This is a genomic window from Shewanella sp. Isolate8 (assembly GCF_022398495.1).
GTDB classification, from domain to species: Bacteria; Pseudomonadota; Gammaproteobacteria; order Enterobacterales; family Shewanellaceae; genus Shewanella; species Shewanella aquimarina.
Window position 1 is genome coordinate 202,775 of record NZ_JAKEVI010000001.1, and the last position, 22,315, is coordinate 225,089.

General features: G+C 54.3%; 16 protein-coding genes. 9 read left to right on the top strand and 7 right to left on the bottom strand.

What is annotated here, in order from left to right; genetic code table 11:
- Positions 1-68 precede the first annotated feature (68 nt).
- Entirely contained in the window at positions 69-647 is a 579-nt protein-coding gene (locus tag L1D43_RS00910; RefSeq protein WP_239849580.1) for a cytochrome b/b6 domain-containing protein, read from the top strand.
- Positions 648-673: 26 nt separating this feature from the next.
- On the opposite strand, the gene L1D43_RS00915 is transcribed toward L1D43_RS00910, so the two are convergent.
- The 6 genes from L1D43_RS00915 to serA all read right to left on the bottom strand — a co-directional run bounded on the left by L1D43_RS00915 (position 674) and on the right by serA (position 8,549).
- A complete protein-coding gene (locus tag L1D43_RS00915; RefSeq protein ID WP_239849581.1) occupies positions 674-1,750 on the bottom strand; it encodes a lipocalin-like domain-containing protein in 1,077 nt (358 codons plus the stop codon).
- A complete protein-coding gene (locus L1D43_RS00920; protein WP_239849582.1) occupies positions 1,747-4,314 on the bottom strand; it encodes an ABC transporter permease in 2,568 nt (855 codons plus the stop codon). The genes L1D43_RS00915 and L1D43_RS00920 overlap by 4 nt, the downstream gene beginning before the upstream one ends.
- Positions 4,307-4,972, bottom strand: coding sequence for an ABC transporter ATP-binding protein (locus L1D43_RS00925; RefSeq protein ID WP_041510022.1), 666 nt, complete (start codon positions 4,970-4,972; stop codon positions 4,307-4,309). The genes L1D43_RS00920 and L1D43_RS00925 overlap by 8 nt, the downstream gene beginning before the upstream one ends.
- A 499-nt stretch (positions 4,973-5,471) precedes the next feature.
- Positions 5,472-6,440 carry a tRNA-modifying protein YgfZ gene (ygfZ, locus tag L1D43_RS00930; protein WP_239849583.1) on the bottom strand — a complete coding sequence of 323 codons (969 nt, stop codon included), beginning with the start codon at positions 6,438-6,440 and terminating at the stop codon, positions 5,472-5,474.
- Positions 6,441-6,631: 191 nt separating this feature from the next.
- The gene (locus tag L1D43_RS00935) at positions 6,632-7,108 is read right to left on the bottom strand and encodes a DUF3592 domain-containing protein (RefSeq protein ID WP_239849584.1); all 477 of its coding nucleotides are present in this window, start codon (positions 7,106-7,108) and stop codon (positions 6,632-6,634) included.
- Between the two features lie 211 nt (positions 7,109-7,319).
- On the bottom strand, positions 7,320-8,549 hold the full coding sequence (gene serA, locus L1D43_RS00940) for a phosphoglycerate dehydrogenase (protein WP_239849585.1): 1,230 nt from the start codon (positions 8,547-8,549) through the stop codon (positions 7,320-7,322).
- Between the two features lie 432 nt (positions 8,550-8,981).
- On the opposite strand from serA, the gene L1D43_RS00945 reads away from it, so the two are divergent.
- From L1D43_RS00945 to katB, 6 genes are all read left to right on the top strand, one after another.
- Positions 8,982-9,584, top strand: coding sequence for a DUF2238 domain-containing protein (locus L1D43_RS00945; protein ID WP_239849586.1), 603 nt, complete (start codon positions 8,982-8,984; stop codon positions 9,582-9,584).
- A 261-nt stretch (positions 9,585-9,845) separates the two neighbouring features.
- Positions 9,846-10,508, top strand: a complete 663-nt coding sequence (locus L1D43_RS00950; protein ID WP_041510027.1) for a LuxR C-terminal-related transcriptional regulator — start codon at positions 9,846-9,848, stop codon at positions 10,506-10,508.
- A 553-nt stretch (positions 10,509-11,061) separates the two neighbouring features.
- Positions 11,062-13,719: an extracellular exonuclease ExeM gene (gene exeM / locus L1D43_RS00955; protein WP_239849587.1), complete on the top strand. Its 2,658-nt coding sequence runs from the start codon at positions 11,062-11,064 to the stop codon at positions 13,717-13,719.
- Between the two features lie 575 nt (positions 13,720-14,294).
- A complete protein-coding gene (locus L1D43_RS00960; protein WP_239849588.1) occupies positions 14,295-14,744 on the top strand; it encodes a PaaI family thioesterase in 450 nt (149 codons plus the stop codon).
- A gap of 154 nt (positions 14,745-14,898) precedes the next feature.
- Positions 14,899-15,150 carry a YgjV family protein gene (locus L1D43_RS00965; protein ID WP_041510030.1) on the top strand — a complete coding sequence of 84 codons (252 nt, stop codon included), beginning with the start codon at positions 14,899-14,901 and terminating at the stop codon, positions 15,148-15,150.
- A 777-nt stretch (positions 15,151-15,927) separates the two neighbouring features.
- Complete coding sequence (gene katB, locus L1D43_RS00970) at positions 15,928-17,388, top strand: catalase KatB (RefSeq protein WP_239849589.1); 1,461 nt, start codon at positions 15,928-15,930, stop codon at positions 17,386-17,388.
- A 133-nt stretch (positions 17,389-17,521) separates the two neighbouring features.
- Here the strand turns inward: katB and L1D43_RS00975 are convergent, their stop codons facing one another.
- The gene (locus L1D43_RS00975; protein ID WP_239849590.1) at positions 17,522-18,076 is read right to left on the bottom strand and encodes a TMEM165/GDT1 family protein; all 555 of its coding nucleotides are present in this window, start codon (positions 18,074-18,076) and stop codon (positions 17,522-17,524) included.
- 618 nt (positions 18,077-18,694) lie between these two features.
- Here L1D43_RS00975 and L1D43_RS00980 point away from each other — a divergent pair.
- Complete coding sequence (locus L1D43_RS00980; RefSeq protein ID WP_239849591.1) at positions 18,695-19,894, top strand: aromatic amino acid transport family protein; 1,200 nt, start codon at positions 18,695-18,697, stop codon at positions 19,892-19,894.
- A gap of 220 nt (positions 19,895-20,114) precedes the next feature.
- Positions 20,115-22,271, top strand: coding sequence for a S46 family peptidase (locus L1D43_RS00985; RefSeq protein ID WP_239849592.1), 2,157 nt, complete (start codon positions 20,115-20,117; stop codon positions 22,269-22,271).
- Positions 22,272-22,315 lie beyond the last annotated feature (44 nt).

Here is a 22,315-nt window from a genome sequence, read left to right on the forward strand (position 1 = left end):
GAAAGCCCAAGCTTAGTTGGGCTGGCGCTAATTTAGTGATTTGGGTTTTGCCCCGAGAGGAGACCGATATGACGCACGAAAATACGCGGGAGATCCCCGTATGGGATCTGTTTATTCGTCTGTTTCATTGGTCCCTGGTGCTGCTGTTTACCCTGACCTATCTCACCGAGGGTGAGGATGAATGGATGCTGGTGCACAGCTACGGCGGCTATATCATCTTAGGTATATTGGCGCTGCGCATTATCTGGGGGCTGGTGGGCACTCGATATGCTCGTTTTAGCAGTTTTGTCAGGCCACCGGCAGAGGCCATGGAATATCTAAAGCAGCTGTTTGCCGGCAGGTCAAAGGACTATCTGGGCCATAATCCCGCTGGCGGACTGATGATAGTGGCGCTGATCGTCTGTGTGTCGCTGACGGCGCTCACCGGCATTGCGCTCTACGCCACCACAGGTCATGGCCCCCTTGCGGGCAGCTTCATCGCCGCCTGGCCCGAAGGCGCGCTGGAAGAGGTGCATGAGTTCTTTGCCAACTTCAGCCTGACGCTGGTTGTGGTGCACATCGTGGGGGTGATTGTCGGTAGCCTGGCCCACAGGGAAAACCTGGTGAGAGCCATGTGGACCGGCAAGAAGCGCAGGCCTCTGCCTTAGCCGGTCTCAACTCAGTTCATATCCGGCTAGTAACCGGTCAGCTCCATATATCCCTGGCCTCGATGGGAGCCGCTAATCTGTATGGGGCCTTCCCAATAGCGCACGCTTAGCGGCATCAGGCTATCTGGATTGAGGGGGGCGATGTTTAGCTGCAACTGCTCGCTGGGGATACTTATCTGCCATCCCACCGGGTAGTTGGCCTCGTCTATCTGCCGCCAGTCGCTGGGCGTCATCGTGATGGCATGGCTCGCTATGTTGCGGCCGCTGCCGTCGGCGAACATGCGCCGTGCGCTGTAGAAGGGCTCAGCGCTTGATCTCAGCTGAAACAGCATCAGCGCCGAGCCATCATCGAGTCGCAGGGCGAACCAGTCCCAGCCTTGTTGCTGACGGGTGAGAAACTGCGAGCTCCACTCCCTGTCGAGCCAGCCCTGTCCCGTCACCTTGTGAGTTAAGCCCTCGAGTGTGACTGTACCCCTGATGTCGATGAAGGGCTGGCTGTAGTAGTAGGAGGCCACCTCGCCATCCTTACTCTTGATGCTGTAGCCCTCATCCCCCTGTAGTTGCTGTGGCGCCGTGCTTGTCAGTTGCAGTTGATAGCGAAAGTCTTCGCTGTTAACCGTTAGTGTCGCCGGAAACAGATCTTCTCCTTCGCTCTGCCAGCGCCAGTCATCCAGTGCTATGGTCAGGGGCGAGGCCTGGACGCCCGCAATTGGGTCTAGGCCGCGGGACCAAAGTTCACTCGCCTTGTGTGTGGTCGGGCTGGTTATGGCGCCGTGGGCCATATAGAGCTGGTTGGTCGCCCAGGGAGAGTCAGATGTTGGCGCCTCGGGCGAGAGGGCGATGCGAAACTGGGTCCATTGCAGCCCCAGCGGTTCGCCCGTGTCTGTGGTGAGATTGGCGGTGAGATACCACCACTCCTGCCTGAAGTCGTCGTGGGCCAGATGATCAGCAGGGAAGCTGAGCGTTCTTCCCTCGATGACCTCGGCGTAACCGCCGGTGTCTGCGCCCATGAGCTCGCCCATGCCGCCGCTCGACTGCTGCTGGGGCGAGTCGCAGCCCTGTATCAGTAGGGCGAAGAGAGTGAAGATTAGTATCCGCGTCATAGTACCTCCCGTTGCAGGCTGGATACCAAGGGGCGCCTGGTTTGCTGATAGAGGGGGAAGGCGACCGCCAGTGTGCTGGCCACCAGTGCCAGCCCCACCAGTTCCAGGTAGGCCAGCCAGTCCCACACCATGGCGATGGTCCAGCCGAAGGCCTGCAGGGTGACCTTATGGATCAGCAGATAGCCCAGCAGGGCGCCTGTGGGCAGGGCAACCAGACAGGTGAGCAGCACCATGAGCAGCATCTGACCTATGACCAGCCATATCAACTGACGACGATTTACCCCCAGGGCATAGAGGCGCGCGATGGGCGCCAGCCTCGCCTGGGTCAGCATATAGCAGGCGCTGAATAGGCCGATGGCGGCCACCATCAGCGTCAGGCTGTTAAGCACTTGGGTGATGGAGAAGGTGCGCTTGAACATGGTTATCGCCTGGGCCTTGATCTTCTCCTGGCTGTAGATCAGCGCATCGGGCAGGTCGAAGCGTGCCTTGAGTGTCTGGCTAAACTTGGCCACATCCGTGTTGAGGTTGAGGGCCAGGCTCAAGGGCAGCTCACCCAGACCGGCCTTGCGCCACAGGGATGGCGGGATGATCACCTCACCGTAGGGGTTGCCGTAATCATAATAGATGGCGCCTATGGTGAGATCTGTCTCTCCCAGCGCCGCGATCTGTATCTTATCCCCAAGCTGCTTGCCGTGTTTGATGGCGAAGGGCTCGCTCACCAGGGCGAGTGGCTTAGTCTCAGGCTCGGTCGAGAAAAAATCTCGCCACAGATACGGCCTTGCCTGCTTGATGATGGTGGTGTGCTCTATGGAGTAAGGGTCTCTGGTGAGCAGGAAGATGGGGGTCTGTTGATAATGACTCCTTAGCAGCCACTGCTTATACAGGCCGCTCACCTCGGGCGCATCGCTCAGCGCCTTCTCCACCTCGGCCATCTGATTGGCGGGGGGACGCAGATAGAGCTGGGCATGCAGCCTGGCATCCAGCCACTGCTTGAGGGTGATCTCGAAGCTACCCACCAGGCTGTTCATGGCGATGTTGGCGGTGAGCGCCAGTAACATGGCCATCATGGCTAGCGATAGCGGTGCCAGCAGCTCCCGGGTTTCACTCACCTGGTAACTCATCAGCCCTTTGGGACTAATTTTCTGTAGCAGGCCAATAAGCTGTCTCAGCAGATAGGGCAAGGCCAGCGGGATGGCGATAACCACCAGGCCGAGCAGCGCCATGGTGAGCCGGTAGTCCTGGCTTAGCGGCATCAGGATGAGGGCTATGGCGCCCAAGACACAGGCAAGGATCATGAGGCGGTTTTGCGCTTGCTGGCTGCTGCGTTGCAGGCTGAGCTGACCGCTACTCTGGGCCAGGGGCTGATTGAGCAGCTCCCTCAACAGGGAGGTGCAGGCCAGCAGGGCGGCGATCAGGGTCAGCAGGCTTGCCTGGGCCAGCCATTGCCAACGCCAGCGCCCCGGCAGTATGTTTGCGCCATAGAGCTGCTCCAGGGTGACAGACACCATAGGCTGCAACCAGTAGCTCAGCTGTAGCCCCAGGATGAAACCAATCAGCGAGCCTAGCAGCACCAGCAGGGTGAGCTCCAAAGTCAGAGATATCATGATGGCGGCGCGGCGCACGCCCTGTTGCTGCAGCTGGATGATCAGCCGCTTACGCTTGAGCAAGCTGTAACGCACACCGTTATAGGCGATAAACAGGCCGACGATGAAGGCCAGCAGGCTCATGGCGGTGAGGTTGAGGTGAAAGCTGTTGGTCAGGGCCTTCATCGCCTCGCCCTGGTCGCTCTCGATCAGGTTGCCGCGACCATCGAGCAGTGATGTGAGTCGTTGCTGACCTTCGCCGGGCGGGTCAAATAGGGCGATATAGCTGAGCTGGCCGGGTTTATCCAGCAGCTGCTGGGCCAGGGAGATATCCATCAATAGGCGATCGCCGAGGCGGTAACCCTCATCGACGGCCATCACCTTGAGACGCGTATCATTCAAGGTAAGCCAGGGCTCGGGGAGTAGACTCGCCTTTTGCTCACTCATCACAACTAGCGGCTCGCCCGCCAACATGGCCGCCAGGGGCAGCGGGCCCTTTAGCGGCATGTCGGGCTTAGCGGGAGCAGCTGCTGCCCGCTGGCCTGCGGAGGCTGGGGCTAAGGCTGAGGAGGAGGCGGCCGAGAGGGCGGCGATAAGATCGCTGCCGGTCACTTGCCTGCGTTGCTGGGTGTCGTCGACCGCCGTGCCCTCGAGAACTGCCAGGCTAGGATGGAATCCCTGGGCTCTCAGCTCGAAATAGAGCGATTCTAACAGTGGCTTACCCGGTAGCGGCGTGATCAGATGGCTTGCCTGGCCGCTCAGCAGTTCGCTGGCCTGGCCATAGCTTTCGATGGCGCTCTCGTTGGTGGCCCTGACGCCAGTCAGCAGGGTGACCGCCAGCACTATGCCTATGAGTATGGCGCCGGCCTGCAGCGGCGCCTTCCTATAGTGGGCGGCAAAGACTCTGAGGGTGAGGCGGGTGGCGCGCAGCAGCGCCTTCACGCCGTCGCTGGCCTGACAGTTAACAACTAGGCTACTCATGCACCCGCCCAAGATCCAGGTGCCAACGGCGCTGCATGAAGTCGGCGCACTCCATGGAGTGAGTCACCATCAAGATGCTGGTGTCGTGCTCGCCCGCCAGGGCACAGATCAGCTCCATCACCTCCAGGCTGGTGGTCTGGTCCAGGTTACCCGTGGGTTCATCTGCCAGCAGCAGGGCTGGCTTGTGGGCCAGGGCCCTGGCGATGGCGACTCTCTGCTGCTGACCACCGGACAGGGCATCCACATGGCGCTTGAGCAGGGGTCTTAGCCCGAGCGCGTCGGCGAGGTGATCGCACCAGGGATTCCAGTCATCTCCCTGCAGATGCAGGGGAAAGGCGATGTTGTCTGCGACATTGAGAGGGGTGAGCAGGTTAAATTGTTGGAATACCACGCCTAACTGCCGGTGCCTGAACTGGCTCCAGCGGCTGTCGTCCCAGCCTCGGGTATCTTGATCCAGCAGCGAGAGGGTGCCCGAGCTGGGGCGCTCGAAACCGGCGATGATATTCAGCAACGTGCTCTTGCCGCTGCCACTCGGGCCTGTGAGGGCGACCGTTTCGCCAAGGGCAAGCCTGAGGTCGAGCCTGTCCAGCACCAGGTGAAACTTATCGCCATCGTTGAAGCCCTTTGAGATCTCGCTCAGGGTCGCGACACTCGTCATTGCCCGTCCTTATCGTTTAGCTTGCCCAAGTGTAGGGAAACGCTCCTGGCACAATTTCCATTAAACCCATTGATAACCTTATCGATAGCAGATTGCAACCGCCAACCTAGCTCAATTGTTGGGTGATATCTGTTACTTACGCAGCGCCTCGATTAAAGGATCTTTCTGCTGTGACACCCCGGGGAATTTATGCCTGTGGATGACACCCAGAGGACTGATTAAATAGGCTTATTTTTATCTGTTTAGCGGGAGCCTTTCCCTAAAATAATGGATGCGAGAAGCAGGCGGGAAGGCTGGCGAGTCGGTCAAGAGCCATGACAGGCTTCATGACGGGCATCAGTGCAAGGTGATAAGGGCAAGGGGATTAGAGCGAGAAGATTTAGAGCAAGGGCATTAAGGTAAGGGATAGGCGCGCTGCATAGTGCCAAGACCGTGCATTAAAAAGTGCCAAGACTGTGTATTAAAAAAGGCGCCATGGGCGCCTTCTCGATTAAATCGGTTACTCTTCATCTAGCGAGTAGGGCAGCGGTACCAGGGTGAGCGCTGATGCCTCATCGCCCGCCACTCTCAGCTGAGCCGTTAACGACGTATCGTTGGGCAGTACGGCGCTCAGCAGCAGCTGATCGTCACGCTGCACCGCTTCCACAATGGTGCCGGCGCGGCGATAACCCTCATCGTCTTCTAGCTTGATCTCGAGTTGGCTGGTCGCATCGATAGCCACACTGGCCGAGCCCTTGGCGATATAGAGGGCGCGCTTATTGCCGCCACGATACTTCATGCGGGCCACGGTTTCCTGGCCCATGTAGCAGCCCTTGGTAAAGCTGATGCCATCGACCGCCTGCAGGTTACACATCTGCGGCACAAACTGGCTCTGATGACGGGCATAGATATTAGGCAGACCGGCGGTTATCTCTACCGCCTGCCAGGCGCTGGCATCATAGATGGGCTGATCTATCTTGGTCGCTAGCTCAGTCTGTGCCTCGGCCTTGACCGCTATGATGTAGCGCTCGCCGTCTCGCAGGATGACGCCAGCTGGGATGGTGGTGAGTTCAGCATTGAGCTCGCCGAAGTTCTGGCTCAGCCAGGCGCTGGCCTGCTCGCCGGTAACCCCCAGGAGGAACCAGTCGTCGCTGGCATCGACCAGTTCAGCCTTGCTGAACACGGCATATTTCTGCAGCTGCGGCAGGTCGAGCGCCAGCGTGTCTCTTGGCATCATCATCAGCAGGGCATCTTGATGAGCGAAGGTTCTAAAGCTGGCCAGCATCTTACCTTTAGGATCGCAGTGGGCGCCCCAGCGCCACTGGTCGTCTGTCAGTGAGGTGATATCTGTGGTCACCTGACCATGAATAAAGCTCCGCGCCTGCTCGCCGGTAACTGAGATAAGGCCGAGATGGGAGAGTTGGCTGAAAACGATGGCCGGTTGCGCCTCATTGAGGGGCCACTGAGGTTGAGAAACGGTAAGCGTCATATCATGTTCCTGGGCGATTGGGCAGAGGTTTGATTGTACCCTTAATGGGCTCATTGTCATCAATATAGGGGCGCGGGGAAAAATTTAAAGGGGCCAGGGGATGAATCTTTAAAATTATGATCCCTAAACGCTTTTGCCTTGGCGCTGTTAGCGAGAACGGACTGACAGAGAAGTTACTGAGCGAGTCGTCACTAGCGGCGATGGAAGATTCTCAGGCTCCACAGGCCAAACAGAATGATTGCCAGGCCCAAGAGGATGTCGCCGAGCTGCTGAAGTTGAACGCCCCTGATAAGCTGGGATTGGCGCGGATCGTCTGGATCGACATACACGGGTACCTGCTGACCTACGCCATAGGGAACCAGGCGCGCCTCGGCGTCTTCCTCGGTGCGATCGCCGCTGTAGTCCGGGTAGAGGAGCTGGCCATGGTATTTTACGCCCTGCCAGCGATAGCTATAGCTGATCTGGGCAAGATAGAAATCTGTGCCGTGACGGGCACCGCTGGGGTGAAACCGGCCGATATGATTGGTCAGCACCTTGGCCTGAGTCTCCTGCCAGCCGTAGCTGAGCAGACTCTGGTAGCTGTTGAGTCCGCCGCGGATCGAGAGCGCCGCCCCAAACAATATCAGCGCTGTGATCACCAGTGAGACTAACACGTGTTGCTTATCCATGATTGCTCGATTTCCGTTTATGAGTCCAAGATGAGCCCAAGTTGCAAGGCCGCCGACCGCGCGCATCATATCCTATGTATTGCCTGAGGTGCCAGATTCTGCCGAGCGGTCGAGAGACTGAATCGTGAAATAAAGCGCTGTTAAAGAAAAAGGCATCACAGAGTGATGCCTTTATATCGCGATGCTTTTTATCGAAAAGACGGGGGCCGTCTTAGTGCAGCAGACGGGTCCTGATGGTGCCGTCGATTGCCTTCATCTCTTCCAGGGCCTCATCGGCCTGGTCTGAGTTGACCTCCATCACCACGTAACCTATCTCTGCGGTCGTTTGCAGGTATTGTGCGGCGATGTTGATCCCCTTCTCGGCAAACGCCTGGTTAATCTTGATCAGAATACCCGGACGGTTGTGGTGAATATGCAGCAGACGCGAGGTGTCTTTATGCTGCGCCAGCGATACCTCAGGGAAGTTGACGGCCGTCATGGTCGAGCCGTTGTCTGAGTATTTCGCCAGCTTGCCTGCAACCTCGATACCGATATTTTCCTGAGCTTCCTGAGTGCTACCGCCCACGTGTGGGGTGAGCAGGACGTTATCCAGGCCGCGAAGTGGGCTGACAAACTCGTCGTCGTTCGACTTAGGCTCGACCGGGAAGACGTCGATGGCGGCGCCGACGATATGATCGCCGCGGATCGCCTCGGCCAGGGCGTCGATATCTACCACAGTGCCGCGTGAGGCGTTGATCAGAATGCTGCCCTGACGCATGGCCGCCAGCTCTTTGGTGCCAATCATGTTCTTGGTCTGTGGCGTCTCTGGCACGTGCAGGCTCACCACGTCGGCGAGGGATAGCAGTTGCTCCAGCGAGTGGATCTGCTGGGCATTACCCAGTGGCAGCTTGTCTTCGATATCGAAGAAGATGACGCGCATGCCTAAGGTCTCGGCCAGGATCCCCAGCTGAGTACCAATGTGGCCATAGCCGATCACGCCAAGGGTCTTACCGCGGGCCTCGAAGCTGCCATTGGCGCTCTTGAGCCAGCCACCACGGTGGGCCAGGGCGTTGCGCTGTGGAATACCACGCAGCAACATGATGATCTCACCCAGTACCAACTCGGCGACGGAGCGGGTGTTGGAAAACGGCGCGTTAAAGACCGGAATACCCATTTTTTCGGCGGCGGCGAGATCGACCTGGTTGGTGCCGATACAGAAGCAACCTATGCTGACCAGCTTTTCAGCTTTGCCCAGCACGGCCTTGGTGAGTTGGGTACGGGATCGGATGCCAACGAAGTGAGCATCTTTAATCGAGGCTAACAGCTCCTCTTCCCCCAGTGATGCCTTGTGATATTCGATGTTGTTGTAACCTGCACGCTTGAATACATCTACCGCAGATTGGTGGACGCCTTCCAACAGCAGGATCTTGATCTTATCCTTGTCCAGCGAATGTTTCGCCATGATTTAGGTACCCTCTTGCTCAATTGTTGCTAGGTGAGTATCGCTCTCGAGGACAATTTCTACTCGGCTTTCGCTCTGTGGCCTGATACCAATGAATCTTCGTCGTCTCGCTATTGGCCTGGGGCCAGAGACGATGAGCTTCTACGGATGGCAGGACGCTGAGCCCAGTCGGGCAAGGTTATTTGGATGCTATACGGTTTCCGGCTGACTTGTGTAGAATGACTACACAGAGCAAGCGTTTTAGCGCAAAGCCCTTTAAACCTTGGTAAAAATGCGCCCAGAAAGGTCTACAAGCCCTGTTCTTGTGGTGATTTTTATCTGTTGCCTGTCAATGCCTCCACAAAATAGCATCTTTTTTGGTCAGTGTGGAGGGCTAGATGGCTAAAGTTATTATTCTGATATTAAAACAATATCATCTAAGGAGTTCTTATTTTGAATAAAAGCACCGTGTGGCTCACAATTTTCTTCGCCGTGCTGATCTGGTCAGGGATAGAACCAAAAGATAGCTTTACCTGGTTTTTAGAGGTCGTCCCCGCGCTGATCGCCCTGCCTATCCTGTTTCTGACCCGTAAAAATTTCCCGCTGACCTCTCTGGCCTACGGCCTTATCTTGATCCATGCCATCATACTCATGGTGGGGGGACACTACACCTATGCCGAGGTGCCCCTGTTTGACAGTCTGGCCGACTGGATGGGCAGCGAGCGCAACAACTATGACAAGGTAGGGCACTTTGCCCAGGGCTTTATTCCCGCGCTGCTGGCAAGGGAGGTGTTTCTGCGGCTTGAGGTGGTGAAACAAGGCGCCTGGTGTCATTTCCTCGTGTGTTGCTTCGCCCTGGCATTGTCGGCTTTTTATGAGTTGATCGAGTGGTGGGTGGCGCTGGCAACCGGTGAAGATGCCGAGGCATTCCTGGGTACTCAGGGTTACGTGTGGGACACCCAGTCTGACATGGGGATGGCGCTAATTGGGGCCCTGGCGAGCGTGCTGCTTCTCTCCCGCTGGCATGACAGACTGCTGCTGAACCTGAAAAAGTAATAATAATCTGTAGCTTGCCTATCACATCAGAAGTATTATTATATGCTAATGATGTGATTATTCAGCTTTATATAACTAATAGTGATAACTATTCTCACTCGAGTTAGTTAATATAGCTGACATACTTTTTTACTAGTCATGGCTGAATAGATTCAGTGCTATCTATGGCTAGGAGGAATGAAGTTCATAAAGATCAATAACAGGGATAGCTTACTCACATATGGTTAATTGCGTTGAGGTGCTTTTCAGGGAGAGAAGCGTATGAGTAAAATTGATGAACTGGTTTTTCTACACCAAGATTCAACACCGTGCCATCTGGCCGTTCTGGCCGAATCCATCGGCTTAAAGACACGTATAGCACGTCAGGTCAGCGACCTGGACCCCGAGCGTGATCGCAACAGTTTCTACCTTATTGCCCAGAAAGGCGCGGCGCTTGACAGCAAGGGCGTGCCCTTGATCGTCGCGCGTCTATTACCCCATGTGCCTATCGCCCTCTATCAGGTCGAACGTGGCAGCCTGGAGCCTGAATCTGCCCTGCTGCTTGGGGTACGTGGGTTGCTGTTTTCCGATCAGCGTATGGATCTCTCGCTTACCGGCCTGCGTAAGATGGTGAACGATGAGCTTTGGTATGACAGGCCATTGATCTCTAAGGTGTTTCGACAGCTTGTTAGTCGCCAGGATAGTGGCGTCGAACTGACCCAGGATATGGTTGCCATGCTGCAAAAGCTCACCAGTCGTGAGCGCACCATCATACAGCTGGTCTCCAGCGGTGCCCGTAACAAGGAGATCGCCGATCGCCTTTGTATCAGCGAGCATACGGTCAAGGCCCATATCTCCTCTATCTTCCGTAAGACACAATCACGTAACCGGGTCGAGCTGCTGCGCTGGTCCCAGGCAAACGCCTGTCACTTCGAATTTTGTTAATCCATTTGGGATATTAAAGACAGTGAGTTAAAGCCCGGTGGATGCTGGGCTTAGCATTTGGCTTAGTTTTGGCACTTAATTGTCCCAATGCGTTAGGCGCTTGGCCGAAGCTGATTTGATTTTGAGCGCTATTCTGACCAACCCAGGTTGCGGCTTGTCACACTTTCGACATTTCACCTTCTCACCGTTAAAAAAGTTAAATTGACCAAAATTTAAAACCGCGGTTTGTAAATTCATTGAGTATTTATACTAATCAGGTCTGATGGTGAGCGTTTAAATGCTCAGACTTATCTATTGTTTTATTTGATATTCTCTGAACCTGTCACGAATGAATATCGACGGCCTTTACTTTTGTGCCGCGAAACCAATCGCTTAATCACAATTTACTAATATGTATGCCATCTCCTGTATAGATATTAACCGCATTTTATAAACATAATGTTCGCTATTTTGGAATGTGATCTATATCACAAATCGGCTTGGGCACTTCTGTAACAATCTCGCCGCACGTTAATAAAAATTAGCGGCATTATTATAAAAATGGGGTTGAACAATGGATAATGTTAAAAAGTTGTCAGTGCTCGCACTGTCAATAGCCGCGGCTTTGCCCGTTTCTGCGAAAGCCGACCTGCTCATCAGCGAATACGTTGAAGGCAACAGCAACAATAAGGCGATAGAGCTGTATAACTCAGGCGACGCCGCCTTAGATCTTACCGGTTACAAGCTGGTGCGCTACAAAGATGGCGCTACCAATGCCTTAGATATGGTCGCCCTAGACGGTCTCACCATAGATGCCAAAAAACTCAAAGTGATCGTACATCCAAGTGCCGAAATCGCCTTAGGTAGCGATGTCGACAGCAGCACGGGTAATCTTTATTTCAACGGTGGTGATGCCGTAGCACTGGTCAAAGACGGTGCCGTGGTGGACATCATTGGTGCTGTGCCAACGCCTAGTGGCTGGGGCATGAATACCACCATGCAGCGCAATACCGATGCTCTTAGCGCATCAAACGTCTTCGTCGAGAGCCAGTGGAAGGTGTTGCCTGTCGATACCTTTAGCGGCCTGGGTAATCTTGACGCCAGCAGCGCACCGACCGAACCTGAAGCGCCAGCCTTCACCTGCACAGGTGCCAAGATCACTCCTATCTACAGCGTACAGGGCGCCGGTAAGTCTAGCCCGCTGATCGCCGACGGCGAGTATGCTTCTAAAGAGGAAGTCACTATTCGCGGTGTGGTTACCGCTCGTGGTGATAGCCTGTTCAAAGGCTTCTACCTGCAGGAAGTGCAGGGCGACGGTTCGCCTTATACCTCTGACGGTATTTTTGTTTACCTGGGCGAAGCGGCCGGTGAAGAGATCCAGCCTGGCGTTGAAGTCTGTGTTCAAGGTCTGGTAAAAGAATACTATGGTCTGACTCAGCTCGATATTAAAGCCGACAAGAAGATGGAAGTGGGCGAGAACCTGGGTGCGCCAGCCGCAACGCCTTTCTATGTGGCTGACGGCGAAAATCTTGGCGATGCGCTAGAGCGTTTCGAAGGCATGAATGTGGTGCTCGATGCCGGTAGCGACATGAAGGTCAGCCGCACATTTAGCTATGATTATGCTGCGCGTCGTAACAACATGATGTTATCGCACAAGGCGCCGCTGATGAAGCCTACACAGCTTTATCCTGCCATGACAGACGAGGCTATTGCGCTTGAGAAGAAAAATCGTGCGAACCAGTTGTTCGTCGAGTCTGATTTTAAGGCGAAGAACGGTGAAGTGCCTTATTTCCCAACCTTCAATGCCGAGACTGGCTATATCCGTGTGGGCGATCAGCTGACTAACCTCGAAGGTGTCGTTAGCTACAGCTACAACGAATATCGTTTGGTTGCCACAAACGAGATCGTTGCTGGCGACTTTATTCGCGAAGACGATCGTGTCGACGCGCCAGAGGTAGCGACCAAGGGGGATATTCGTGTCGCCAGCTTCAACGTACTGAACCTGTTTACCAGCGACAGCGATGTGGGTGGTGCGTTAAATGCGTCTTGTAAGGATCAGGCCGATGCCGATGCTTCAAGAGGTTGTGGTCGTGGTGCCCATACCCTAGAAGACTACCTGTTGCAGCGTACTAAGATTGTCAGCGCGTTGACCGAGATGAACGCCGATATCATTGGCTTGATGGAGATCGAGAACAATGGCTTTGGCGAAGACAGTTCGATTCAGTACTTAGTCAATGATCTCAATGCTAACCTGCCAGCCGCCGATGCGTATAAGTTTATCGAGATTGCGGATGCGGATAAGTACAAGGGTGAGTATGTCGGCGGTGACGCCATCACGGTAGGCATGCTGTATCGTCCAAGCAAGGTTGAGCCAACGGGTGACGCCTTTGTTATCGAGACGCCTGAACAGCATGCGATGGAAGGCGTAGTAACACGCGGCGAAGGCGACAAGCTTGAGCTAAGCCCTGCGTTCGATAAGTACCAGCGTCACAGCTTAGGTCAAGCCTTTAGCGTTAATGGCGAGAAGCTGACCGTTGTGGTTAACCACTTAAAGTCTAAGGGTTCGGGTTGTATCGAAGACTGGGCTAACTTCGAAGACAGCAGCGATCCTGCGGATCTTCAGGGCAAGTGTAACGAGTTCCGTGTATCGGCCGCTAAGGTGATCGGTGATGCCCTGCAAGATGTTGAAGGTGACTTACTGGTTATCGGCGACATGAATGCCTATGGCCTGGAAGATCCTATCCGTGTGCTGACCGATTATGACGCGGCAAACTCGGATCGTGACATCATGACCGCCTCTTGGACTACGCTGGGCGGTAAGGTGTACGAGCGTGAAGGCAGTAAGATCGAGAAGGGCTACGGTATGGTCAACCTGAATACTCAGGTTCACGGTACTGCAACCTACTCATACAGCTATAACGGTGAGTTAGGTAATCTCGACCATGCGCTAGCCAACACTAGCCTGGCTGCGCGAGTGGTTGATATTCAAGATTGGCATATCAATTCAGTCGAGTCGAACCTGTTCGAATACAGCAGCAAGTACACAGGCGAGCTTGAGAAGTCTGAAAATGCCTTCTCTGCATCGGATCACGACCCAGTGATCGTGGCCCTAAGCTACCCTGCGCCTAAGCCAGAACCTAAGCCAGAGCCGAAAGAAAAGGATGACGGCGGTTCGTTAGGTTACCTAGGACTGATGTTACTTGGACTGGCTGGATTGCGTCGCCGCAACTAGTCTGCCGAGTCTCCCCAAAGCCAGCTGTTCTCCCCAGCTGGCTTTTTTTATGCCTGTTACAGATTGCATTCGCTTGTGTTTCATCTCTTTAGACGTAAGTTTAGCGTCTTGTTAGCGGTTCTCTTGGTTTGTGTAGCGCCGCCTTGCCATTTCTGCGGCTCAGGTAACGCCGTGATAATTTTCTGTTTTTCACTAACTCATCGGGCTTGTTAATTTGCGTTTTCAGGCTAAACTGTCGCGCGTTACCGGCCCAGCTTAAGTGCTGCGTCAGCGCCTTGATTTGGTGCGAGATTTTTACCAGTTACCCTAGGCCTTCATTCGTCACACAAACCCACTTGATGCGGCCATTTGGCGGCAAACGAGACTAATAATTCAGGGCGGATGAAGGCCACTCCCAGCATGTTGAATCATCCAATGCCCAACTTGCTGCCTAAATTCGCTGCTCTCCAGACGGACCATTTTCCCTGGGCATGTGCCGATCTCAGGCCTTGGTTCCCTCAGCTTATTCTCCTATATCTTATTGACCTGTGACCAAGTAGACTATTTGTTGATTTTTGTAAGCAGTGGAAAGAGACATGAGTATTTGGTTTAGACCCGTCACTCTGGAAGATTGCGCCAAGATGGACGCAGGCATGCACGGCAAAGGCACCCTGATGCAGACCCTGGGGATCTCCATCAGCGAAATTGGTGAAGACTACATGAAAGCCACCATGCCAGCCTCGCCAGCGGTGCATAATCCCCTGGGGATAGTTCATGGCGGTGCCAATGTGGCCCTGGCCGAGACGGTTGCCAGCTATGCGGCCAACTTCGTGGTGGATTTTGAGCACTACTATTGTGTCGGTCAGGAGATCAACGCTAACCATCTCAAGGCATCACGCAACGGTACCCTGACGGCGACAGCCAAGCCGGTTCACCTGGGCAAACGCAGCTCGGTGTGGGAGGTGTTGATCCACAACAGCGCCGGTGAGCTCTGCTGTATCTCACGTATGACGGCGGCCGTGGTTAAGCGACAGGCGATGGTCTGATGGCTGGACGCCAGGAGCTGAACGGCTCTGGCGTAAAGCTCGCATTCATCTGACATGCACCTGAATTGGTGAGATAATTTTGAAAGATTGGCTGCCAGCTGAGCAGCCTGGTGCCATAATTAGGGAAGATGTGTTTTAGGGTTAAGGAGTGCCTATGGATACGGCAACAATTTGGGAGTGGGTAGGCTATCTGGCCTCTGTGGTGGTTGCCATCTCCCTCATGATGTCAAATATCAAGAAGTTGCGTTGGTGGAACCTGATTGGGGCCGCATTGTTTGTCGCCTATGGCCTGGCGATTGGTGCCCTGCCGGTGGCATTGGTGAATTTCTTCATCGTGTTGATCGATGCCTTCTATCTGGTGAAGCTGTATCAGGTTTCAAAGGTTAAGCTCGACAAGGAGAGCTGAGCCTAAAGATGACGCCGGGAAAATGCGCTCAGCCTCTGGTTGTAGCCTGCCCGGCGAATACCACTGTCCTATTTATTCATCGATTTCTATTCATCGATTTCTATTCATCGATTTCTATTCATCGATTTCTATTTATCGATTACTGTTTATCTATGCCTGTTTATCGGTTCCTGTTTATCGATGTCAGCTTCTCTATTTTAAGTGACTCAATTCAGACGATTTATTCCACCTGACTTTCCCTCGCTCTTTTGGGCTATCCGCCTACTCCGGCTACATTTGTCTATTCTTGTTGCCTGTATCTGTTGCCTATTTCTGTTACCTATTCCTGTCCTGTCGGGTTTGAGTCGGCATTTATTGTAGGCTGCTCTACCTGTTTTTTAGCTCCCGACTTTAACCTGCTGTTTTCGAGTTAATTTCACACCTGCCATCTAGCGCGAAGGCGCTCGCCGAGATCGATTCGAGAGCATAGCGGCAAGGCTGGTTTTAACTTTAATCTATAAATTAGGTTAAGGTTATTTGTTTTAATCGTTTTAACTTAATCTGTCGCTCGCCTAATCTTACTTCATCGACAAGTTAAATAGCTAAGTGAAGCATCTGGTGCAAGGGCTTATCGCCGGCTTTGGAGTAAGCACTTAGCGGAGTAAACGCTATGGCCACAATATTTGATGTTATCGAAGATTGGTTGAGCTGATTCAAGGCTCAAACCAATCGCTAGCGCAAGACCTAATCTAACCCCGAAAACAAATGCCAGATAAGCTAAACAGGATGGAGCGAATTATGACAACCAACTACTTAACCAGCCAGAGCGGCGCCCCAATTGCCGACGACCAAAACTCACTCTCTGCCGGCGAGCGTGGCCCGCTATTAATGCAAGACTGGCATCTTATCGAGAAGCTGGCTCACTTTAACCGTGAGCGCATTCCCGAGCGCGTGGTGCATGCCAAGGGCACGGGTGTCTATGGCACCTTTACCCTGACCAAAGATCTGAGTGATTACACCATCGCCGACCATTTTAACGGTGAAGGCAAGCAGACTGAGACCTTCGTGCGCTTCTCGACCGTGGGCGGTGAGATGGGCTCGGCCGATGCCGAGCGCGATCCCCGTGGTTTCGGCCTGCGTTTCTACACCAAACGCGGCAACCACGACATAGTGGGTAACAACACCCCGACCTTCTTCTTGCGTGATGGCATCAAGTTTCCTGACTTCATCCACACTCAGAAGCGTAACCCGCTGACGAACCTGAAAGATCCACAGGCGATGTGGGACTTCTGGTCGCTTAACCCTGAGGCTATGCATCAGGTCACCATCTTGATGTCAGATCGCGGTATTCCCGCCAACTATCGTCAGATGCACGGCTACGGCTCGCACACCTTCTCCTTCTGGAATGCCAAGGGAGAGCGTTTCTGGGTCAAGTTCCACTTCAAGTCACAGCAGGGTGTGGTGAATCTAACCAACGAGCAGGCGGATAAGCTTAAAGGTATCGATCCCGACTCGTCACAGCGTGACATGGTGGCGGCGATACAGGATGGCAACTTCCCACGCTGGACGGTGAATGTGCAGATCATGCCCGAGGCTGATGCCAACAGCTATCATATCAACCCATTCGATCTGACTAAGGTGTGGCCACATGGCGACTACCCGCTGATCGAGATAGGCGTGCTAGAGCTTAACCGTCTGCCACAGAACTATTTTGCCGAGGTAGAGCAGGTGGCTCTGGCGCCGAGTAATCTGGTACCTGGGGTTGGGGCCTCGCCCGACAAGATGTTGCAGGCCCGCCTGTTTGCCTATGCCGATGCCCAGCGTTACCGCATAGGTGCCAACTATAACCAGCTGCCGGTTAACTACCCGCACGCCGCTCAGGCGAATCATCATCAGCGTGGTGGCGCCATGGCGGGGACTCAGTGTCCATTCAGTGGCAGTCAGACGGGCGGCGATGCCAGCGCCAACTATGGGCCGAACAGCATGCAAGATGCCCTGGTGGAGCCTACACAGTTTGCCGAACCACCGCTGAGACTCGATGGCGAAGCCGACCGCTACAGCCGTTACGATCAGGACGACTATACCCAGGCGGGCAACCTGTATCGCATCTTCTCTGAGGAAGAAAAGGCAAGATTGGCGGCGACCATCTCGGGCTCTCTGAGTCAGGCAAGCCTGGAGGTGCAGGAGCGCATGTTGGCCCACTTCTTCAAGGCCGATGAAGACTATGGTCAGCGCATCAAGCAGGGGCTAGGTCTTTAGGTCACTAGGTTCATAGCCTATTAGGCTGCTATGCAACTCGATTTATAACAGCCGAAAATAGAAAGCCAGTGATCTGAGTCACTGGCTTTTTGCTATCCAGCAGGGCTAACGTCCTGCGCCTGGCTGACTTAACTTAGTAGAGCAGGGTGGCTACGCCCAGCAGGGCAAATAGGGCGGCGCAGCCGCGGTGGATCCACTTGAGCGGCAGCTTCTCGGCGCTGAAATGCCCGGCGATCACCACAGGCACGTTGGCGATCATCATCCCCAGCGTAGTGCCCAGGACGACCAGCGGCAGGGCATCATACTTGGCCGCCAGCACGACGGTGGCCACCTGGGTCTTATCGCCCATCTCGGCGAGGAAAAACAGGATGAAGGTGGCGATAAAGGGGCCCATCTGATAGAAGCGGCTCTCCTCGGCGTCAACCTTGTCGGGCACCAGTACCCAGAGGGCGATGGCGAAGAAGGAGAAGGCGACGATATAGGTGGCCATCTCTGGGCTTATCCAGTTGATGGCCCATTGGCCTATCCAGGCGGCGGCAAAGTGGTTCGCCAGGGTAGATAGCAGTATCCCCAGGATGATGGCGGTCTTATTCTTGAATCTTGCGGCGAGGATCAGTGCCAGCAGCTGGGTCTTGTCACCTATCTCGGCAATGGCGACGGTGAAGGTTGAGGCGAGTAATGCTTCCATCATAGTTCCTAAGGGGGCAAAAAATCCAAGCACGATCCGCCGCCCCCTAATGAATGAACGGTAACCGTGCTCAGGTCTTGCAAAGTAAGAGGTGCTCCCCTTACCGTGAGTACCATGGCATGTGGCCAAGTATGTTGACACTCACTCAAGGCAAATTGTCTCGCCTTGTTAGCTACTCCCCTGAAGCAGTGGCGGCCATTATACTCAAATCCGTTAGCGGCGCAAGGCGCTGCCAACTCGCCTGGGGTGATCACTCTGTAGACAGCTTGTTTCGGGCCTTTTACGCCTTTGTACAAACTTGCATCCGATCATCTTGCATACCTTGTGCGCCGCCTGTGGCTCTGTTAATGTGCCAAACAGTCAAATTTATAGAGTAAAGGTAGTGATGAAACAAACCTATCGATATTGTTACCGATTTAGGCAGCCTCAGGGGCTTAGCTAGATCGTAAGATAGTAAAAGCTAAGCTGTTGAGGCCAACCCAACGCGTGCTAGGGCAGAGATCCTTAGTTCGGTTAGGAGGCTATCACTTAGCGTGTTTCATGACTAAATCCCGCCTTCGCAGTCGTTCTAAATCTGACCTTCCAAAAAGAGATAATAAATAAAGACAGGACTAATTTGTGAACTTAAAAATGCTTGGCTCTATTGCCATCGTTGCGGGTACCGCAATTGGGGGAGGCATGTTGGCCTTGCCTCTGGCAACGGCTTCTTTGGGGACGATTCCAGCCTTACTATTACTGGTAGCGATTTGGGCGGTGTCCATCTACACCTCGCTACTCATGTTAGAGATTAATTTACGTGCCGGGGTGGGGTTAAATGTTCACGCCATCACGGGCAAGACCCTAGGTAAAGTAGGACAGCTTATTCAAGGCGGCTCCTTCTTGAGCCTGCTATTCGCCCTGACCATGGTCTATCTGATGGGTGGCTCATCCCTGCTCAAATCCCGTTTCGAACCCTTAGGGATCGAGGTGAGTCATGAGGCGGCGGTATTACTCTTTACCTTTATCTTCGGTGGCTTCATCGCCATAGGTGTCTCTTGGATCGATAAGGTCTCTCGGGTACTGTTTACCGCCATGGTGGCCCTGTTTGTCATCGTGGTGCTCTTCCTGCTACCCGAAGTCAGCCCAAACTATATCCTGCGTGAATCGGCCACCGAACTCGTGTCTAAAGGCGAGCTGGGTAACCTCTGGCTGGCGGCCATCCCTGTGGTGTTTACCTCTTTCGGTTTCCATGTCTGTATCGCGACCATAGTGCGCTACCTGGATGGTGATGCCATGTCGCTTCGCAAGGTACTCATGATTGGCTCGACCATCCCCTTGGTGTGCTACATCCTCTGGTTGATGGTGACCCTGGGCACTGTGGGCGGTGCGACCGTGCACGGCTTCGAGGGTTCTCTGCCTAAGCTGGTCGCCGCGCTGCAGGGGATTGCCCACTCGAGCATATTGCAGCAATGTATCGACCTGTTTGCCAACCTGGCGCTGATCACCTCCTTCCTCGGGGTCACCATGAGCCTGTTCGACTATATAGCCGAACTGACCCGCGCCAGAGAAAACCTGCTGGGCCGTGTTCAGACCTGGCTGGTGACTTTTGTGCCGCCGCTGCTGTGCGCGCTCTACTATCCAGATGGTTTCATTAAGGTGTTAGGCTTCGCGGCCCTGCCGCTGGTGGTGATGATCATCTTCCTGCCTATCGCCATGGCGCTGGGACAGCGTAAGCAGAGCCTGGGCGGTTACCAGGTGACAGGTGGTCAGTTTGCCCTGGGTGCGGCGGCGCTGGTGGGGTTGGTGATTATTGCCGCTCAGCTCTGGGTCGCACTCTAAAAAGCGCCTGACAACGGTTGCTAAAGCGAAGGGGGAGGAGGCTGGAAATACCTGCTTACCTTTTCGCTGATTTGCTAAGCTGTTTGTTACTCAACAATTTATGATAAAGTCGGGCCATTGCCCGACTTTTTTGTAGGGATTTTAAGGCCCCAGCAACTGAGGCTTTAACAACCCATTGGGTATTATAAAAATTTTTATAACGATAAAACGGACTTAGCAAATGAAAAAGTTACTCGTGTCAGTGGCGCTTGCCGCTGCCTTCGGCGTCCAAGCCGATGAAGGGATGTGGCAGCCCTATCAACTGCCTGCCATGGCAGATGAGCTGAAGGCTAAAGGGCTGGAGATCGACGCCAAATCTATCTCTAAACTCACCGAATTCCCCATGAACGCCGTGATCAGCCTAGGTGGTTGTACCGCGTCTTTCGTGTCGCCAAAGGGCCTGGTGGTGACTAACCATCACTGTGCCTATGGCTCGATTCAATACAACTCGACGCCTGAGAAGAATCTGCTAAAAGATGGCTTCCTGGCCAAGAACTATGGCGAAGAGCTGCCAGCTACCCCAGGCTCACGCATCTATGTCACCGAGGAAGTTACCAATGTGACCGACAAGGTGAAGCAGGGGCTGGAAAACAAGGTAGGTAACGATTTCTATCAGGGCATCGAAGCCAAAGAGAAGCAGTTGGTTGCTCAGTGTGAGGCTGATGACGGCTATCGCTGTCAGGTCTACAGCTTCCACGGCGGCCTGGAATATTACCTGGTGAAGCAGCTGGAGATCCGCGACGTGCGTCTGGTATACAACCCGGCAGCCAGCGTAGGTAAGTATGGCGGCGACATCGATAACTGGATGTGGCCACGTCATACCGGCGACTTCTCTTTCTATCGCGGCTATGTCTCTAAAGACGGCAAGCCGGCCGATTTCAGCAAAGACAATGTGCCTTACGAGCCAAAGAGCTTCCTTAAGGTATCGGCCAAGGGCGTCAGCGATGGCGACTTCGTCATGGTTGCCGGTTACCCTGGGCGCACCAATCGTTACCGCACCGCCAACGAGGTGGAAAATCAGTTCGAGTGGGCCTATCCAGAAGGTAAGATGCTGCGTGAACGCTTCATCGAGATCATCAAGGAAACCGCGCCTGAGGGCAGCGACGAGCGCATCAAGTACGAGAGCCTGATCGCCGGTCTGGCCAACTATGCCAAAAACTTCACCTCGATGATCGAGTTCTATGGCAAGTCGACCATGCTCGACGATCGCAAGGCGCGTGAGGCGGCGTTGACCAGCTGGATAAACAAAGACAGCAAGCGTCAGGCTAAGTATGGCCAAACCATGGCCGAGCTGGACAAGCTGATCAAGGAGAGCCAGGAGCACCAGGCCCGCGACATCATCTTAGGTTATATCGGTTACACCACCATGCTGCCGACTGCCCGTAAGCTATACCGTCTGGCTAACGAGAAGCAGCTGGACGACATGGCTCGCGAGCCTGGCTACCAGGATCGCGACATGACTCGCTTCAAGTCGGGCCTCGAGCGTATCGACCGTCGTTATGCACCGAGTGTGGATAAGGCCGTGGTACTGGATCTGCTGACCCGTTACGCCAAGCTGCCTAGCGAAGAGCGTATCCCTGAGCTGGACAAGGCATTCGGCATCGGCAAGAAGTTCGACGCCGCCAAGCTGAGCAAGGTGCTGGACAAGATGTACGCCAAGACCGAGCTGGGCGATAAGGCGACTCGTCTTGCCTGGATGGACAAGTCGGTAGCCGACTTCAAGGCCTCTAAAGATCCTTTCATTCAGTTTGCCGTCGCCATGTATGACACAGATATGGCCCAGGAGAAGAAAGAGAAGGAGCTGTATGGCAAGCTGATGAAGGTGCGTCCTCAGTATATGGACGCCATCATCGCCTACAACAAGGAGCTGGGTAAGCCGGTGTACGCCGACGCCAACTCTAGCCTGCGTGTGACCGTGGGTCATGTGAAGGGCTACTCGCCACAAGATGGTCTGGTTGCCGTACCTTTCACTCGCCTGGAAGGCATAGTGGCCAAAGACACGGGTGAAGATCCGTTCGACGCGCCTAAGAAGCAGCTTGAGCTGATTAAGCAGAAGCAATATGGCGACTACTATGTGAAGTCTATCGACTCTGTGCCGGTGAACTTCCTGTCGACTCTGGATACCACAGGTGGTAACTCAGGTTCACCAACCCTAAACGGCCGCGCCGAGCTGGTTGGGCTGCTGTTTGACGGCGTCTATGAGTCAATCATCGGCGACTGGGGTTACGATACCGACACCAACCGCTCTATCCAGGTAGACAGCCGCTACATGCTATGGGTGATGAAGTATCTGGACAACGCCGATAACTTGCTGGCGGAAATGGAGATTGTTCACTAATTCTAGCGATTAGTGGAGGCGCTGGTTGGAAGCTTTTAGTATCT